25 protein-coding genes are annotated in these 17,624 nt (G+C 34.6%); all 25 read left to right on the forward strand.

Annotated elements, in window-relative coordinates; genetic code table 11:
• Positions 1-20: 20 nt before the first annotated feature.
• The 25 genes from rpoC to rpmD all read left to right on the forward strand — a co-directional run bounded on the left by rpoC (position 21) and on the right by rpmD (position 17,609).
• Positions 21-3,509 carry a DNA-directed RNA polymerase subunit beta' gene (rpoC, locus tag EIH23_RS14415; RefSeq protein WP_122641128.1) on the forward strand — a complete coding sequence of 1,163 codons (3,489 nt, stop codon included), beginning with the start codon at positions 21-23 and terminating at the stop codon, positions 3,507-3,509.
• Between the two features lie 281 nt (positions 3,510-3,790).
• A complete protein-coding gene (gene rpsL / locus EIH23_RS14420) occupies positions 3,791-4,213 on the forward strand; it encodes a 30S ribosomal protein S12 (RefSeq protein ID WP_122641129.1) in 423 nt (140 codons plus the stop codon).
• A 122-nt stretch (positions 4,214-4,335) separates the two neighbouring features.
• Positions 4,336-4,806 (forward strand): 30S ribosomal protein S7, encoded by a 471-nt coding sequence (rpsG, locus tag EIH23_RS14425; protein WP_122641130.1) that lies wholly within the window; start codon positions 4,336-4,338, stop codon positions 4,804-4,806.
• Positions 4,807-4,862: 56 nt separating this feature from the next.
• Positions 4,863-6,929: an elongation factor G gene (gene fusA / locus EIH23_RS14430; RefSeq protein ID WP_122641131.1), complete on the forward strand. Its 2,067-nt coding sequence runs from the start codon at positions 4,863-4,865 to the stop codon at positions 6,927-6,929.
• A gap of 103 nt (positions 6,930-7,032) precedes the next feature.
• Positions 7,033-8,226: an elongation factor Tu gene (tuf, locus tag EIH23_RS14435; protein ID WP_122641119.1), complete on the forward strand. Its 1,194-nt coding sequence runs from the start codon at positions 7,033-7,035 to the stop codon at positions 8,224-8,226.
• 400 nt (positions 8,227-8,626) lie between these two features.
• Entirely contained in the window at positions 8,627-8,935 is a 309-nt protein-coding gene (rpsJ, locus tag EIH23_RS14440) for a 30S ribosomal protein S10 (protein WP_122641132.1), read from the forward strand.
• 94 nt (positions 8,936-9,029) lie between these two features.
• The gene (gene rplC / locus EIH23_RS14445; protein ID WP_122641133.1) at positions 9,030-9,659 is read left to right on the forward strand and encodes a 50S ribosomal protein L3; all 630 of its coding nucleotides are present in this window, start codon (positions 9,030-9,032) and stop codon (positions 9,657-9,659) included.
• Positions 9,660-9,687: 28 nt separating this feature from the next.
• Entirely contained in the window at positions 9,688-10,311 is a 624-nt protein-coding gene (rplD, locus tag EIH23_RS14450; RefSeq protein WP_122641134.1) for a 50S ribosomal protein L4, read from the forward strand.
• Positions 10,311-10,601 carry a 50S ribosomal protein L23 gene (rplW, locus tag EIH23_RS14455; RefSeq protein ID WP_122641135.1) on the forward strand — a complete coding sequence of 97 codons (291 nt, stop codon included), beginning with the start codon at positions 10,311-10,313 and terminating at the stop codon, positions 10,599-10,601. The genes rplD and rplW overlap by 1 nt, the downstream gene beginning before the upstream one ends.
• Before the next feature lie 30 nt (positions 10,602-10,631).
• Positions 10,632-11,462 (forward strand): 50S ribosomal protein L2, encoded by an 831-nt coding sequence (gene rplB / locus EIH23_RS14460; RefSeq protein ID WP_122641136.1) that lies wholly within the window; start codon positions 10,632-10,634, stop codon positions 11,460-11,462.
• Positions 11,463-11,502: 40 nt separating this feature from the next.
• On the forward strand, positions 11,503-11,784 hold the full coding sequence (rpsS, locus tag EIH23_RS14465; RefSeq protein WP_122641137.1) for a 30S ribosomal protein S19: 282 nt from the start codon (positions 11,503-11,505) through the stop codon (positions 11,782-11,784).
• 35 nt (positions 11,785-11,819) lie between these two features.
• Positions 11,820-12,161, forward strand: coding sequence for a 50S ribosomal protein L22 (gene rplV / locus EIH23_RS14470; protein ID WP_122641138.1), 342 nt, complete (start codon positions 11,820-11,822; stop codon positions 12,159-12,161).
• Positions 12,162-12,176: 15 nt separating this feature from the next.
• Positions 12,177-12,992: a 30S ribosomal protein S3 gene (gene rpsC, locus EIH23_RS14475; protein WP_122641139.1), complete on the forward strand. Its 816-nt coding sequence runs from the start codon at positions 12,177-12,179 to the stop codon at positions 12,990-12,992.
• Between the two features lie 33 nt (positions 12,993-13,025).
• Positions 13,026-13,457, forward strand: a complete 432-nt coding sequence (rplP, locus tag EIH23_RS14480) for a 50S ribosomal protein L16 (RefSeq protein WP_122641140.1) — start codon at positions 13,026-13,028, stop codon at positions 13,455-13,457.
• 1 nt (position 13,458) lies between these two features.
• Entirely contained in the window at positions 13,459-13,662 is a 204-nt protein-coding gene (gene rpmC, locus EIH23_RS14485) for a 50S ribosomal protein L29 (RefSeq protein ID WP_122641141.1), read from the forward strand.
• Between the two features lie 21 nt (positions 13,663-13,683).
• Positions 13,684-13,938 carry a 30S ribosomal protein S17 gene (gene rpsQ, locus EIH23_RS14490; RefSeq protein WP_122641142.1) on the forward strand — a complete coding sequence of 85 codons (255 nt, stop codon included), beginning with the start codon at positions 13,684-13,686 and terminating at the stop codon, positions 13,936-13,938.
• A gap of 26 nt (positions 13,939-13,964) precedes the next feature.
• Entirely contained in the window at positions 13,965-14,333 is a 369-nt protein-coding gene (gene rplN, locus EIH23_RS14495; RefSeq protein WP_122641143.1) for a 50S ribosomal protein L14, read from the forward strand.
• 22 nt (positions 14,334-14,355) lie between these two features.
• Complete coding sequence (gene rplX / locus EIH23_RS14500; RefSeq protein WP_122641167.1) at positions 14,356-14,661, forward strand: 50S ribosomal protein L24; 306 nt, start codon at positions 14,356-14,358, stop codon at positions 14,659-14,661.
• Between the two features lie 25 nt (positions 14,662-14,686).
• Positions 14,687-15,229, forward strand: a complete 543-nt coding sequence (gene rplE / locus EIH23_RS14505) for a 50S ribosomal protein L5 (RefSeq protein WP_122641144.1) — start codon at positions 14,687-14,689, stop codon at positions 15,227-15,229.
• A 47-nt stretch (positions 15,230-15,276) separates the two neighbouring features.
• The gene (locus tag EIH23_RS14510) at positions 15,277-15,462 is read left to right on the forward strand and encodes a type Z 30S ribosomal protein S14 (protein ID WP_122641145.1); all 186 of its coding nucleotides are present in this window, start codon (positions 15,277-15,279) and stop codon (positions 15,460-15,462) included.
• 33 nt (positions 15,463-15,495) lie between these two features.
• On the forward strand, positions 15,496-15,894 hold the full coding sequence (gene rpsH / locus EIH23_RS14515; RefSeq protein WP_122641146.1) for a 30S ribosomal protein S8: 399 nt from the start codon (positions 15,496-15,498) through the stop codon (positions 15,892-15,894).
• A 30-nt stretch (positions 15,895-15,924) separates the two neighbouring features.
• The gene (rplF, locus tag EIH23_RS14520; RefSeq protein ID WP_122641147.1) at positions 15,925-16,467 is read left to right on the forward strand and encodes a 50S ribosomal protein L6; all 543 of its coding nucleotides are present in this window, start codon (positions 15,925-15,927) and stop codon (positions 16,465-16,467) included.
• Between the two features lie 34 nt (positions 16,468-16,501).
• On the forward strand, positions 16,502-16,870 hold the full coding sequence (gene rplR, locus EIH23_RS14525) for a 50S ribosomal protein L18 (protein WP_122641148.1): 369 nt from the start codon (positions 16,502-16,504) through the stop codon (positions 16,868-16,870).
• Positions 16,871-16,899: 29 nt separating this feature from the next.
• Positions 16,900-17,409 (forward strand): 30S ribosomal protein S5, encoded by a 510-nt coding sequence (gene rpsE / locus EIH23_RS14530; protein WP_122641149.1) that lies wholly within the window; start codon positions 16,900-16,902, stop codon positions 17,407-17,409.
• A gap of 14 nt (positions 17,410-17,423) precedes the next feature.
• The gene (gene rpmD / locus EIH23_RS14535; RefSeq protein ID WP_095406309.1) at positions 17,424-17,609 is read left to right on the forward strand and encodes a 50S ribosomal protein L30; all 186 of its coding nucleotides are present in this window, start codon (positions 17,424-17,426) and stop codon (positions 17,607-17,609) included.
• Positions 17,610-17,624 lie beyond the last annotated feature (15 nt).

Consider the following 17,624-nt stretch of genomic DNA (forward strand, 5'->3'; position numbering starts at 1 on the left):
AATAGAAGGGAGAGAACTCCTTGTTTGAATTAAACAATTTTGAGTCGATAAAAATAGCGTTAGCTTCTCCAGAAAAAATTAGAGAATGGTCAAGAGGAGAGGTAAAAAAACCTGAAACTATAAACTACCGTACTTTAAAGCCTGAAAAAGACGGTTTATTCTGTGAAAGAATATTTGGACCACAAAAGGACTGGGAATGTCACTGTGGTAAGTATAGAAGAGTTAGATACAAAGGTGTAGTTTGTGATAGATGTGGAGTAGAAGTTACTAAAGCTAAAGTAAGAAGAGAAAGAATGGGACATATAGAGCTAGCAGCTCCTATGTCTCATATCTGGTACTTCAAAGGTATACCAAGTAGAATGGGTCTTTTACTTGATATGTCTCCAAGATCTTTAGAGAAAATATTATACTTTGCTTCATATGTTGTAATTAACCCAGGTGAAACTGGATTAAATGCAAAGCAACTATTAACTGAAAAAGAATATAGAAGTGCAGTTGAAAAATATGGATACAACTCTTTCGAAGTAGGAATGGGTGCTGAAGCAGTTAAAGAACTACTTAAGAACATAGATTTAGAAAGAGAAAGTAAAGAATTAAGAGCTGACTTAAAAGACAGTACTGGTCAAAAAAGAGTTAGAACTATAAGAAGATTAGAAGTTGTAGAAGCGTTTAAAAAGTCTGGAAATAAACCAGAATGGATGATATTAGATGCAATACCTGTAATACCACCAGATTTAAGACCAATGGTTCAATTAGATGGTGGAAGATTTGCAACTTCTGACTTAAATGATTTATATAGAAGAGTTATAAATAGAAATAACAGATTAAAGAGATTATTAGAACTTGGAGCACCTGACATTATCGTAAGAAATGAAAAGAGAATGCTTCAAGAAGCAGTAGATGCTTTAATCGACAATGGTAGAAGAGGTAGACCTGTAACAGGACCTGGTAATAGACCACTTAAATCTTTATCAGATATGTTAAAAGGTAAGCAAGGACGTTTCCGTCAAAACTTACTTGGTAAACGTGTTGACTATTCAGGACGTTCTGTTATAGTTGTTGGACCGGAACTTAAATTCTATCAATGTGGTCTTCCAAAGAAGATGGCTCTTGAATTATTCAAGCCATTTGTAATGGATAAATTAGTTAAAGAAGGATATGCACACAATATAAAGAGTGCTAAGTCTATAGTAGAAAAAGTTAAACCAGAAGTATGGGACGTTTTAGAAGACGTTATAAAGAGCCATCCAGTTCTATTAAACCGTGCTCCTACTCTTCATAGACTAGGTATCCAAGCATTTGAACCTGTTTTAGTTGAAGGTAAAGCTATAAAGCTTCACCCACTTGTATGTACAGCATACAATGCCGACTTCGATGGTGACCAAATGGCGGTACACGTACCTTTATCAGTTGAAGCACAAGCAGAAGCAAGATTCTTAATGCTTTCTGTAAATAATATACTTGCTCCTAAAGATGGTACACCAATAACTACTCCTTCTCAGGATATGGTTTTAGGATGTTACTATTTAACAATCGAAGCTCAAGGTGGAGAAAAAGGAACAGGAATAATATTTAAAGATTATAATGAAATGTTACTTGCTTACCAAACTGGTGCAGTAGAACTACATGCATTAGTTAAAATGAGAGTAGTATTACCAGACGGTAGAAAATCTCTTGTTGAAAGTACAGTAGGTAGATTTATATTCAATGAAAATATACCTCAAGATTTAGGATTTGTAGATAGAAGTGTAGATCCATTCGGATTAGAAGTAGATTTTTTAGTTACTAAAAAATCTTTAGGAACAATAATAGATAAATGCTTTAGAAGACATGGAAATACAGAAACAGCTATATTACTAGATCATATAAAAGCTTTAGGATTCAAATTTTCAACTAGAGGTGGTATAACTGTTGCAGTTGCAGATATGAAAGTTCCAGAAGCTAAAAAAGCATACTTAGCAGAAGCTGAAGAAAAAGTTGATAAGTATGAAAGAGCATATAGAAGAGGATTAATATCTAATGAAGAAAGATATGAGAGAGTTATAGAAACTTGGTCAGAAACTACTGATAAAGTAACAGACGCTCTTATGGAAGGTCTTGAAAGATTAAACAACATCTATATAATGGCTCACTCTGGTGCCAGAGGTTCTAAGAACCAGATAAGACAGTTAGCTGGTATGCGTGGTCTGATGGCCAATGCATCTGGTAAAACAGTTGAGGTTCCAGTTAAATCTAACTTCCGTGAAGGTTTATCAGTAATGGAATACTTCACATCATCACATGGTGCTAGAAAAGGTCTTGCCGATACTGCACTACGTACTGCCGATTCAGGTTACTTAACAAGAAGACTTGTTGATGTCAGTCAAGATGTTATAGTTAGAGAAGTTGATTGTGGTACAACAGATACTACAGAAATAGTTGCAATAAAAGATGGAAATGAAGTAATAGAAGAATTATATGACAGAATAGTTGGTAGATATACTATAGAAGCTATAGTAAATCCTCAAACTGGAGAAGTTTTAGTTGAAGAGGATGCTATGATAACAGAAGATGACGCTGAAAAAATAATAGCATCGGGAATAGAAAAGGTTCAAATAAGAACTGTTCTTAATTGTAAGACTACTCATGGAGTATGTTCTAAGTGTTACGGAAGAAACTTAGCTACAGGTAAAGAAGTTAACATAGGTGAAGCTGTTGGTATAATAGCTGCTCAGTCTATCGGTGAACCAGGTACACAGCTTACAATGCGTACATTCCATACAGGTGGGGTTGCCGGTGGAGATATAACTCAAGGTCTTCCAAGGGTTGAGGAATTATTCGAAGCTAGAAAGCCAAAAGGTTTAGCTATAATAACTGAAATATCAGGTAGAGTTGAAATAGATGAAACTGGTAAGAGAAAAGAAGTAGTTATAGTTCCAGAATCAGGTGAAAATGAAGTTTATGCAATACCATATGGTTCAAGAGTAAGAGTAAAACAAGGACAAATGGTAGAAGCTGGGGACCCATTAACTCAAGGTTCTATAAATCCACATGATATCGTAAGAGTTAAAGGTATAGGTGGAGTTCAAGAGTATATAGTTAAAGAAGTTCAAAGAGTTTATAGAATGCAAGGGGTTGACGTTAACGATAAGCATATAGAAGTTATAGTAAGACAAATGCTATCTAAAGTTAAAGTTGAAGATCCAGGAGATACAGATTTATTGCCAGGTGGATATGAAGATGTATTGACATTCAATAAATGTAATGAAGAAGCTATAGCTAATGGATTAAGACCGGCAACTGCAAAGAGAACTTTATTAGGTATAACTAAAGCATCTCTTGCTACAGAATCATTCTTATCTGCTGCATCATTCCAAGAAACTACAAGAGTTTTAACGGAAGCTGCAATAAAAGGTAAAGAAGATAGACTTATAGGTTTAAAAGAAAATGTAATATTAGGTAAATTAATACCAGCAGGAACAGGTATGAAGAGATATAAAAACATAGCTGTTGAAAAAATACAAGACTAAGAACTGATAAAGATAAAGAAATCTTGACAGTAATTGTGTCTGGTGATAAAATGTAAAAGTATGAAATTTAAAAGATTACTAAGGATTTTTTATCCTTAGTAACTTTTAAATGGACTTTTAAATATACAAAGAACTAGCAGCACCAAGCTAAGAAGTGCTAAAACCACATTTTATGTGTGTTAATAGACATTTAATTGTGTATTATGAGTAATATTGAACGTATTACTTGCAAGTTGGCGGTCATTAAGATCGAAAATTATTAAAAGAGGAGGTGCGGATGAATGCCAACAATTAACCAATTAGTTCGTAAAAGTAGAAAGGCAATAGAGAAGAAATCTACTGCTCCAGCATTACAAAAAGGATACAATTCTTTAAACAAAAAAACTACTGATGCAAGTGCTCCACAAAAAAGAGGAGTTTGTACTTCAGTAAAAACAGTTACTCCTAAGAAACCTAACTCAGCTTTAAGAAAAGTTGCCAGAGTTAGATTAACTAACGGTATAGAAGTTTCTGCTTATATACCAGGAGAAGGACACAACTTACAAGAACATAGTGTTGTTCTTATAAGAGGAGGAAGAGTAAAAGACCTTCCAGGGGTTAGATACCACATACTAAGAGGTACTTTAGATACTGCAGGTGTTGATAAGAGAATGCAAGCTAGATCTAAGTACGGTGCTAAGAGACCTAAAGCTGCAAAGAAATAATAAAAATTAACAATTGATTATAGTGCGGTGCTTTAAATATATAGACATATTTATGGCATCACGGCATTATAAAATGTCGAGTACCTATGATTTAAGATTAAATAATTAAGGAGGGAAGCAAAATGCCAAGAAAAGGTAATGTTCCAAAAAGAGAAGTTTTACCAGATCCAATGTATGGAAGTAAGGTAGTAACTAAGTTAATAAACAACTTAATGATAGATGGGAAAAAAGGGAAAGCTCAAACAATAGTTTACGATGCTTTCGCTATGATAGCTGAAAAAACAGGAGAAGATGCTTTAGAAGTATTCAATACTGCTATGGAAAACATAATGCCTGTTTTAGAAGTTAAAGCAAGAAGAGTTGGTGGAGCTAACTACCAAGTACCAGTTGAAGTTAGACCTGAAAGAAGACAAACTTTAGGTTTAAGATGGTTAGTAAACTATACTAGAGCTCGTGGAGAAAAAGGTATGGTTGAAAAGCTTGCTAAAGAAATAATGGATGCTGCTAACAATACAGGAGCTTCTGTTAAGAAGAAAGAAGATACTCATAAGATGGCAGAAGCTAATAAAGCATTTGCTCACTACAGATTCTAATAAATAGAATAGACTGATAACCTTAAGAGAAATAGGATATCATAAGGAGGATAACCATGACTAGAAAGTTTCCTTTAGAGAAAACTAGAAATATAGGAATCATGGCTCATATAGATGCAGGGAAAACTACTACAACAGAAAGAATCCTTTTCTATACTGGGCAAACTCATAAAATAGGAGAAACTCACGAAGGAGCTTCTCAAATGGACTGGATGGAGCAAGAGAAAGAAAGAGGTATAACAATAACTTCTGCTGCTACTACTGCTCAATGGAAAGGTCACAGAATAAATATAATAGATACTCCAGGACACGTCGATTTCACAGTTGAGGTTGAAAGATCTCTAAGAGTTCTTGACGGATCTGTTGCAGTTTTCTGTGCTAAAGGTGGGGTTGAACCTCAATCTGAGAATGTATGGAGACAAGCTGACAACTACGGAGTACCAAGAATGGCATTCGTAAATAAGATGGATATCATGGGTGCAGACTTCTACAATGTTGTACAAATGATGAAAGACAGATTAAATGCAAATGCTGTACCAGTTCAATTACCAATAGGTAAAGAAGATTGGTTACAAGGTGAAGTTGACTTAGTAGAAATGTGTGCTCACATATACAAAGACGACTTAGGAAAAGAAATAGAAAAAACAGAAATACCAGAAGATATGAAAGAATTAGCTGCTGAGTGGAGAGAAAAATTAATCGAAGCTGTAGCTGAAACTGATGAAGAGTTAATGATGAAATATCTTGAAGGTGAAGAGTTCTCTGTAGAAGAAATAAAAACTGCTATAAGAAAAGCTACTATAGCATGTGAAATGAACCCAGTATTCTGTGGTTCTGCATACAGAAACAAAGGTGTTCAGTTATTATTAGATGGTGTTGTTGATTACTTACCAGCTCCAACTGATATACCAGCTATAAAAGGTGTATTAGAAGATGGAGAAGAATCAGAAAGACATTCATCTGATGAAGAACCATTCTCAGCTTTAGCATTCAAAATAATGACTGACCCATTCGTTGGGAAGTTAGCATTCTTCAGAGTTTACTCTGGAATAATGCAAGGTGGATCTTACGTTCTTAACTCTACTAAAGGTAAGAGAGAAAGAATAGGTCGTATCCTTCAAATGCATGCTAATACAAGAGAAGAAATAACTGAAGTATACGCTGGTGATATAGCTGCAGCAGTAGGATTAAAAGATACTACTACTGGAGATACTTTATGTGATCCAGCTCATCCAATAATACTTGAATCTATGGAATTCCCTGAACCAGTTATATCTGTTGCTATAGAGCCTAAATCTAAAGCTGCTCAAGAAAAAATGGGTATAGCTCTTCAAAAATTAGCTGAGGAAGATCCAACTTTCGTAGTTAAGACTGATGAAGAAACAGGACAAACTATAATATCAGGTATGGGTGAATTACACTTAGAAATAATCGTTGATAGATTATTAAGAGAATTCAAAGTTGAAGCTAACGTTGGTGCTCCACAAGTTGCTTACAGAGAAACTATAACTCAACCAGTTGATGTTGAATACAAGTACTCTAAGCAATCAGGTGGTAGAGGACAATATGGTCACGTTAAGATCAGAGTTAATCCTCAAGAACCAGGTTCTGGATACAAATTCGAAAACAAAACTGTTGGTGGATCTGTTCCAAAAGAATACGTTGGACCAACAGATGCAGGTATACAAGGAGCTATGGCTGCTGGTATAGTTGCTGGATACCCAGTTGTTGACGTTGCTGTTGAATTATACGATGGTTCTTACCATGAAGTCGATTCATCAGAAATGGCATTCAAAATGGCAGGATCTATGGCTATGAAGGACGCTCTTAAGAAAGGTAACTCTGTATTACTAGAGCCATTCTTCAAAGTAGAAGTAGTTACTCCAGAAGAATACATGGGAGACGTTATGGGTGGATTAAACTCTAAGAGAGGACTAATCCAAGGTATGGAAGCTAGAAATGGTGCACAAGTTATAAATGCATTCGTTCCACTTTCAGAAATGTTCGGATACTCTACAGAGTTAAGATCAACTACTCAAGGTCGTGCAACATACACTATGATATTCGACCACTATGAGCAAGTTCCAGCTTCAGTTGCTAAGAAAATAGCTGAAGGAAAATAATTAATAATAACTTTTAATTAAGTTAATTATATATAAATTTAAAAAAAGTAAGGTGAGGTTTGCCTCGCCTTACATAAAAATATATTCAGGGAGGTATTTCAAAATGGCTAAAGCTAAATTTGAAAGAAGTAAACCACACGTTAATATAGGAACAATAGGTCACGTTGACCACGGTAAAACTACATTAACAGCTGCTATAACAAAAACTTTACACGAAAGATACCAATTAGGAGAAGCTGTAGACTTTGCTAACATAGATAAAGCTCCAGAAGAAAGAGAAAGAGGTATCACAATATCAACTGCTCACGTTGAGTACGAAACTCCAAACAGACACTACGCTCACGTTGACTGCCCAGGACATGCTGACTACGTTAAGAACATGATAACAGGTGCTGCTCAAATGGACGGTGCTATATTAGTTTGTTCAGCAACTGATGGACCAATGCCTCAAACAAGAGAGCATATATTATTATCAAGACAAGTTGGTGTACCATACATAGTAGTATTCTTAAACAAATGTGATATGGTAGACGATGAAGAATTATTAGAGTTAGTTGAAATGGAAATAAGAGACTTATTAAACGAGTACGAATTCCCAGGAGATGACACTCCAATAATAAGAGGATCAGCTTTAATGGCTTTAGAAGATCCAACTTCAGCTTGGGGAGATAAGATAGTAGAATTATTCGAAATAATAGACGAATATATACCAGCTCCAGAAAGAGATGTTGATAAAGATTTCTTAATGCCAGTAGAAGACGTATTCTCTATAACAGGTAGAGGAACAGTTGCTACAGGTAGAGTTGAAAGAGGTATATTAAAAGTTCAAGACGAAGTAGAAGTAGTAGGACTTTCAGAAGAACCAAGAAAGATAGTAGTTACTGGAGTAGAAATGTTCAGAAAATTACTAGATCAAGCAGAAGCTGGAGATAACATAGGAGCATTATTAAGAGGTGTTCAAAGAACTGAAATAGAAAGAGGACAAGTATTAGCTAAGCCAGGAACAGTTAAAGCTCACACTAAATTCATGGCTGAGATATACGTTCTTAAAAAAGAAGAAGGTGGAAGACATACTCCATTCTTCGATGGATACAGACCACAATTCTACTTCAGAACAACTGACGTAACAGGAGCTTGTAAGTTACCAGAAGGAATAGAAATGGTAATGCCAGGAGATAACGTAACTATAGAAGTTGACTTAATAAACTCTATATGTGTTGAAGAAGGATTAAGATTCGCAATAAGAGAAGGTGGAAGAACAGTAGCATCAGGTGTTGTTGCTTCTATAATGGAATAATCTCTTATTAAAGAATTATTCATAGATTAAGAGGGGGATTACCTCCTCTTTTTTGCTTATGAAATAAAAGGAAGTATATAGTATACATATTTTGTTGACAATATTACTTAAAAGATATATACTAGATAAGTGCTTTGTTAGAGAAAATAAATCGAGTTTGTAAAAAAATTTTATAAGATGAAATAATATTTGTAAAATGATAAAAAAAACTTGAAAAAATGTAAATAATAATATAAAATATAATAGTGTGCTTGAGAGATACGAAAAACTTACAAAGAATCTTGGTTGAAAATTAGTCGATATTAGTTTTTTAAAACGCAACACACCCGGAGGTGTGTATCGGTATAAACGAGTTTGAAACTTAAAGATTTAAAAAGTTCTATAAAAGGAGGGAAATAAAATGGCTAAAGAAAAGATAAGAATAAGATTAAAGTCATATGATCACAAATTATTAGATTTTTCAGCTGGAAAAATAGTAGAAACTGCTAAAAAAGCTGGATCACAAGTTTCAGGACCTGTGCCACTACCAACTGAAAAGCAAATAGTGACAATATTAAGAGCTGTGCATAAGTACAAAGACTCTAGAGAACAATTCGAAATAAGAACTCACAAGAGATTAATAGACATAGCTAACCCAACACCTAAAACAGTTGACTCTTTAATGAGATTAGATTTACCAGCTGGTGTTGATATAGAAATAAAATTATAAGAACAAACACCTAAGATACTTATCCTATAAGGTAACTATCTTAGAATGATTACCTTAGTTGGTAATCCGCTGTAAGATTATAGGAGGTGCTAATATGAAAGGAATATTAGGTAAAAAAATAGGTATGACTCAAATATTCACTGAAGTTGGTGCAGTAGTACCAGTAACAGTTGTTGAAGCAGGACCTGTTGTTGTAACTCAAATAAAAACTGTTGAAAAAGACGGATATAATGCAGTTCAAGTTGGTTTTGGAGATGTTAAAGAGAAATCTTTAAACAAACCTCAAAAAGGACATTTAGCTGCTGCTAATACTTTAAAGAAACATTTAAAAGAATTCAGAGTTGATTCTGTAGAAGGATATACTGTTGGACAAGAAATAAAAGCTGACTTATTCGCTGCAGGAGAAATGATAGATGTAACTGGAATATCTAAAGGTAAAGGATTCCAAGGTCCAATAAAGAGACATGGACAATCTAGAGGACCAGAATCTCACGGTTCTAGATACCACAGAAGACCAGGTTCAATGGGTGCTTGTTCATTCCCTGGTAGAGTATTCAAAAACAAAAAATTAGCTGGACACATGGGTAGCGTTAAAGTTACTGTTCAAAACTTAGAAGTAGTTAGAATAGATGCTGAAAAGAACCTTATATTAGTAAAAGGTGCTATACCAGGAGCTAAAGGTTCAGTAGTAACTATAAAAGAAGCAGTTAAAGCTTCTAAATAATAACTAACCTAAGAAAGGAGGAAGCATAATGCCAAAATTAAATGTATTAAATATTAATGGACAAAATGTTGGAGAAATAGAATTAGCTGATTCTATATTCAACGTAGAAGTTAATGAACACGTTTTATACGAAGTTGTTAAAAACCAATTAGCAAACAAGAGACAAGGTACTCAATCTGCTAAAACTAGAGCAGAAGTTAGAGGTGGCGGAAGAAAACCTTGGAAACAAAAAGGAACTGGTAGAGCTAGACAAGGTTCTATAAGAGCCGTACAATGGGTTGGTGGAGGAGTTGCTTTCGCACCAAAACCAAGAAACTACAGCTACACTTTACCAAGAAAAGTTAGAAGATTAGCTATGAAGAGTGCTTTAACTTCTAAAGTACAAAACAACGAAATAATAGTATTAGATTCTTTCAACATGGAAGCTCCTAAGACTAAAGAATTCGTTCAAATATTAAAAAATGTAAATGCTGCTAAGAAAGCTTTAGTAGTAACTGCTGAAAATAACACTAACGTTATAAAATCAGCTGCAAACGTAGAAGGTGTTGCAACTGCTACAGTTAACACTATAAACGTTTACGATATATTAAAATATGATTCATTCATAATAACAACAGACGCTGTTAAAAAAGTGGAGGAGGTGTACGCATAATGACTAATCCACATGATATAATAATAAAGCCAGTTGTAACTGAGCAAAGTATGGCTGACATGGTTGAGAAAAAATATACTTTTGTAGTAGCAAAGTCTGCTAACAAAACTGAAATAAAGAAAGCTGTAGAAAAAGTTTTCGGAGTTAACGTTGAAAAAGTAAACACAATGAACTACGATGGAAAAGTTAAAAGAATGGGTAGATCTGAAGGAAGAACTGCAAGCTTCAAAAAAGCAGTGGTTAAATTAGCTGCTGATAGCAAAGAAATAGAATTCTTCCAAGGTATGTAATACCCCTAATTAACAAAGGAGGGAAAACAGATGGCTATAAAAAAGTTTAAACCAACTTCTCCTGCCTTAAGACAAATGACAGTTTTAGTTTCTGATGAAATAACTTGCAACGAACCAGAAAAATCTCTTTTAGTTTCATTAAAGAAAAACTCTGGTAGAAATGCACACGGGAAAATAACTGTTCGTCACAGAGGTGGAGGAAACAGAAGAAAATATAGAATAATAGATTTCAAGAGAAATAAAGATGGTATACCTGCAAAGGTTGCTACAATAGAATATGATCCAAACAGAACTGCTAACATAGCTTTATTAAACTATGCAGATGGTGAAAAGAGATATATATTAGCTCCTGTAGGATTAAAAGTTGGAGATACTGTATTATCAGGACCAACTGCTGACATAAAACCAGGAAATGCTATGGCATTAAAAGATATGCCAGTTGGTACAGTTGTACACAACATAGAATTAAAGCCAGGAAAAGGAGCTCAGTTAGTTAGATCTGCTGGTGTTTCTGCTCAATTAATGGCTAAAGAAGGTAAATATGCTTTACTTAGATTACCATCAGGTGAAATGAGATATGTAAGCATAAACTGTAAAGCTACTATAGGACAAGTTGGTAATATAGAGCACGGTAACGTAGTTATCGGTAAAGCAGGTAGAAAAAGACATATGGGTATAAGACCTACTGTAAGAGGTTCTGTAATGAACCCTAATGACCATCCACACGGTGGTGGTGAAGGTAGATCTCCAATAGGTAGACCATCACCTGTTACTCCATGGGGTAAACCAGCTCTTGGATACAAAACTAGAAAGAAAAACAAAGCTTCTGATAAGTTAATAGTATCAAGAAGAACTAAATAATAAATTTTAATTTATTTGCCCGGGAAAGGAGGATATTAAAATGTCAAGATCAACTAAAAAAGGACCTTTTATACATGCTAGACTTTTAAAGAAAGTTGAAGCTATGAATGAAAGCGGAAACAGAGAAGTAATAAAGACTTGGTCAAGAAGTTCAACAATATTCCCTCAAATGGTAGAGCATACTATTGCTGTACATGACGGAAGAAGACATGTTCCTGTTTATATAACAGAAGATATGGTTGGACATAAATTAGGTGAATTCGTTTCTACAAGAACTTTCAAAGGACACAAAGACGACGAAAAATCTAACAAAAGAAAATAATTATATATTTTGACTAGGGAAGGAGGAAGAACACAATGGAAGCAAAAGCTACTGCAAAATTTGTACGTGTATCTCCAAGAAAAGCAGGTCAAGTATGTGACCTTGTAAGAGGAAAAAATGTTGATGAAGCATTAGCAATATTAAAGTACACTCCAAGAGGAGCGGCTTCAATAATAGCTAAGGTTGTTAAATCTGCTAAAGCTAACGCTGAAAATAATCACGAGATGGACGTTGAAAAATTATATATAGATTCAATAGTTGCTAACCAAGGACCTACAATAAAGAGATTTATGCCTAGAGCTATGGGTAGAGCTACTATGATAAGAAAAAGAACTTCTCACATAGAAGTTGTTGTTAAAGAAAAAAATAATAAATAGATAGGAGGGAAAACAATGGGACAAAAGGTTAACCCACACGGACTGAGAGTCGGTGTTATAAAAGATTGGGATTCAAGATGGTTTACAACTGATAAAAAAGAGTTCGGAAACTTAATATTAGAAGACCACAATGTACGTAAATTCTTAAAGAATAAATTATACTCTGCTGGAGTTGCTAAGATAGAAATAGAAAGATCAGCAAACAAGTTAAAATTAGACTTACACGTTGCTAAGCCAGGTGTAGTTATAGGAAAAGCTGGTGCTGGTATAGAAGCTTTAAAAGCAGAATTAGAAAAAATGACAAAGAAAAATGTTATAGTTAATATCGTTGAAGTAAGAAGCATCGATAAAAACGCTCAATTAGTAGCTGAAAACATAGCATTAGCTATCGAAAGAAGGGTAGCTTTCAGAAGAGCTATGAAACAAGCTATACAAAGAGCTTTAAAATCAGGAGCTAAAGGTATAAAAGTTTCTGCATCTGGAAGATTAGGTGGAGCTGAAATGGCTAGAACTGAAGGATACAGCGAAGGAAATGTACCTTTACAAACATTAAGATCTGATATCGATTACGGATTTGCTGAAGCTGATACTACTTACGGAAAAATAGGTATCAAAGTTTGGGTATGCAACGGAGAAGTTTTACCAACTAAAAACGGAGTAAACCCAAGAGAAGAAAGAAGAAACGATAGAAGAAATAATAAGAGAAACGATAGAAGAAACGATAATAGAAGAAACAATTCTAGAGGAAACGACAGAGGAAACAACAGAGGACAAAGACCTCAAGGACAAAGACCTCAAAGACCTCAAAGAACTGAAAACAAAGAAAACTAAAATTAGTAAGGTTCAAGGAAGGAGGAAATTCTCATGTTAATGCCAAAGAGAGTAAAACGTCGTAGAGTTCACAGAGGAAGTATGGCTGGTAAAGCTCAAAAAGGTAACAAAGTTACTTATGGTGAATTCGGATTAATGGCTATGGAAGCTTCTTGGATAACTTCTAACCAAATAGAAGCTGCCAGAATCGCGATGACTAGATATATAAAAAGAGGCGGAAAGGTTTGGATAAAAATATTCCCTCATAAGCCTGTAACAAGAAAACCTGCTGAAACTCGTATGGGTGCTGGTAAAGGTTCACCAGAATACTGGGTAGCAGTAGTTAAGCCAGGTAGAGTAATGTTCGAATTAGCTGGTGTAGATGAAGCTAAAGCAAGAGAAGCTATGAGACTTGCAATGCACAAACTTCCTGTTAAATGTAAGTTTGTAAAGAAAGAAGATTTAGAAGTAAAGGGTGGTGAATAGGATGAAAGCTAAAGAATTAAGAGATTTAACAAGCGAAGAGCTAATGAATAAATTAAATGACTTCAAAAGTGAATTATTTAGCTTAAGATTCCAATTAGCTACTGGTCAATTAGAAAACACAGCAAGAATCAAGTTTGTGAAAAAGGATATAGCTAGAGTAAAAACTATCCTTGCTGAAAGAAAGTTAAACGAAACTAGAGCTTAATTGGAAAGGAGGCTTTTTAACATGGAAAGAGGAAGAAGAAAAGTAAGAGTAGGCCGTGTTGTAAGTGACAAAATGGACAAAACTATAGTAGTTGCTGTTGAAGATTTCGTACGTCATCCATTATATAATAAGCCAGTTAAGAGAACTAAGAAGTTCAAGGCTCATGATGAAAACAACGTATGCAGAATCGGAGATAGAGTTAAAATAATGGAAACTAGACCTTTATCTAAAGATAAGAGATTCAGACTAGTTGAAGTTGTTGAAAAAGTTAAGTAGTTTTTTGGAAAAGGAGGGATTACGATATGGTACAACAAGAGACACGTTTAAAAGTTGCGGATAACTCTGGTGCAAAAGAATTACTTTGTATTCGTGTACTAGGTGGAAGTAAAAGAAGATATGGTAATATAGGCGACGTAATAGTTGCTACTGTTAAAAGTGCAACACCAGGTGGAGTTGTAAAAAAAGGTAAAGTTGTTAAAGCTGTTATAGTAAGAAGTAAAAAAGGCATAAGACGTAATGACGGAAGTTATATAGCTTTCGACGAGAATGCTGCAGTTATAATCAAAGATGATAAGACTCCAGTAGGAACTCGTATATTCGGGCCTGTTGCTAGAGAGTTAAGAGATAATGATTTCATGAAGATAGTTTCTCTTGCTCCAGAAGTACTATAATAAGGAGGTGCAATAGGACATGATGCGTGTTAAAAAAGGCGACACTGTTGTAGTAATAGCAGGAAAAGATAAAGGTAAAAAAGGTACAGTTGTTAAGGTTATGCCAAAAGCTAATAGAGTATTAGTTGAAGGTGTTAACGTAATAACAAAACACCAAAAGCCAAGTGCTATGAATCCACAAGGTGGAATAATAAATAAAGAAGCCCCAATTCATATATCTAACGTTATGCCATTAGATCCTGAAACAGGAAAAGGGACAAGAGTTAGATTTGAAATTAAAGATGGGAAAAAAGTAAGAGTATCAGTAAAGAGCGGAAAAGAAATATAATATAGCTTGAAAGGAGGGACCTTAAATGGCTTCTAGATTACAAGAAAAATATATGAAAGAAGTTGCTCCTGCTTTAATGGAGAAATTTGGATACAAAAACGTTATGGAAATACCTAAGTTAGACAAAATAGTTATAAACATGGGTATAGGTGACGCTAGAGAAAATCCAAAAGGCTTAGAAAAAGCTGTTGAAGAAATGGAAATAATATCTGGTCAAAAGCCAGTTGTTACTAGAGCAAGAAAATCTGTTGCAAACTTCAAATTAAGAGAAGGTATGCCAATAGGTGCTAAAGTAACTTTAAGAGCAGACAAAATGTTCTACTTCATGGACAAATTAGTATCTGTATCTTTACCAAGAGTTAGAGACTTCAGAGGTGTTAATGCTAATGCATTCGATGGAAGAGGTAACTACGCTTTAGGTGTTAAAGAGCAATTAATATTCCCTGAAATAGAGTACGATAAAGTAGATAAAGTAAGAGGAATGGATATAATATTCGTTACAACTGCTAAAACAGACGAAGAAGCTCGTGAATTATTAAAATTATTAGGAATGCCGTTTTCTAAGTAAGCTTAGAAAATGTCATTTTCTAAGCGAAATCAAAGGAGGGAATTCCAGTGGCAAGAAAAGCAATGGTTGTTAAACAACAAAGAAAGCAAAAATACGCTACTAGAGAGTATACAAGATGTAGCATATGTGGAAGACCACATTCAGTATTAAGAAAATTCGGTATATGCCGTATATGCTTTAGAGAATTAGCTTATAAAGGTCAAATACCTGGTGTTAGAAAAGCAAGCTGGTAGAAACCAGTTAACAAATGGAAGGAGGGTTTCAATATGACAATGACAGATCCAATTGCAGATATGCTTACACGTATAAGAAACGCTAACGTTGTTAAGCATGAAACTGTTGACGTTCCTGCTTCTAATATGAAGAAAGAATTAGCTAGAATCTTATTAGAAGAAGGTTTCGTTAGAGGTTACGATGTTATAGAAGATGGAAAGCAAGGAATAATAAGAATACAATTAAAGTACGGACAATCAGGCGAAAGAGTTATATCAGGACTTAAGAGAATATCTAAGCCAGGTATGAGAGTTTACGCTGCTAACCATGAAATACCAAAGGTATTAAATGGATTAGGAATATCAGTTATATCTACTTCAAAAGGTATATTAACTGACAAGCAAGCAAGAAAAGAAAATGTTGGTGGAGAAGTAATCTGCTACGTTTGGTAATATAAACGAACAATGTAAGGAGGTGCGACTATGTCAAGAATAGGTGTTAAGCCAATAACTGTACCAGCTGGTGTTGAAGTAACTATAGCAGAAGGAAACTTAGTTACAGTTAAAGGACCTAAAGGAACTTTATCTAAGCAATTCGATGGTGCTATGATAATAAAGCAAGAAGAAAATACTATAACTGTTGAAAGACCTACTAACAACAAAAACCACAGATCATTACACGGGTTAACTAGAACGTTAATAGATAACATGGTAGTTGGTGTTACTAACGGATTCGAAAAGAAATTAGAATTAGTTGGGGTTGGATACAGAGCTCAAAAACAAGGAAAGAAATTAGTTATGAACTTAGGATTCTCTCATCCAGTAGAAATGGAAGATCCAGAAGGAATAACTGTTGAAGCTCCTAACCAAACTGAGTTAATAGTTAAAGGTATAGATAAGCAATTAGTAGGAAACTACGCTGCTAAGATAAGAGACTGGAGAAAGCCAGAGCCATACAAAGGTAAAGGTATAAGATACGCTGGTGAAGTTGTAAGACGTAAAGAAGGTAAAACTGGTAAAAAATAATACCAAACCTAAACGTTAAGAAAGGAGTGATCTCATGTTAAAGAAAGCTGATAAAAACGCAAAAAGACTTCAAAGACATAAGAGAGTTCGTAAGAAAATATCTGGAACTACTCAAAGACCAAGATTATGTGTATTTAGAAGTTCAAACAATATATATGCTCAAATAATAGATGACACAAACAGAGTAACTCTTGTTTCTGCATCTTCTTTAGAAGCAGAAGTTAAGGGTGCTGTAAGTCACACTGGAAATAAAGCTGCAGCTAAAATGGTTGGTCAAATGATCGCTAAGAAAGCAGTAGAAAAAGGTATCACTGAGGTTGTATTTGACAGAGGTGGATACTTATATCACGGAAGAATACAAGAGTTAGCTGAAGGTGCTAGAGAAGCTGGTCTTAAGTTCTAATTACATTAGAAATAAAGGAGGGAAAACACATGCTACGTCGTAAGCCGATAGATGCAAGACAACTTGATTTACAAGAAAGAGTTGTTGAAGTTAGACGTGTTACTAAAGTTGTTAAAGGTGGTAGAAACTTTAGATTCGCAGCTTTAGTTGTTGTAGGAGACGAAAACGGACACGTTGGTGTAGGTACTGGAAAAGCTATGGAAGTTCCAGATGCTATAAAAAAAGCAGTAGAAGATGCTAAGAAGAATCTTATAGAAGTACCAATGGTTGGTACAACTATTCCTCATCAAGTAAACGGACACTTTGGTGCTGGAAAAATATTAATAATGCCTGCTCAAGAAGGTACAGGAGTTATAGCTGGGGGACCTGCTAGAGCTGTACTTGAATTAGCTGGATTAAAAGACGTTAGAGCTAAATCTTTAGGATCTAACAACCCAAGAAATATGGTAAATGCTACAATAGAAGGACTTAACTCTCTTAAGACAGCTGAATCAATAGCTAAATTAAGAGGTAAAAAAGTTGAAGATCTTCTAGGGTAAGGAGGTAGTGTAAGATGGCTAAATTACAAATAAAGTTAGTTAGAAGTACAATAGGAACTACTCCTAACCAAAGAAAAAACGTAGAAGCGTTAGGATTAAGAAAAAGAGAACAAGTAGTTGTTAAAGAAGATAATGCCCAAACAAGAGGGATGATAAACAAAGTTAAGCATTTAGTTGAAGTAACTGAAATAGCTGAATAATTATTGACTAGAAAT

The sequence above is a fragment of the Romboutsia sp. Marseille-P6047 genome (assembly GCF_900604535.1).
Taxonomy (GTDB): domain Bacteria; phylum Bacillota; class Clostridia; order Peptostreptococcales; family Peptostreptococcaceae; genus Romboutsia_E.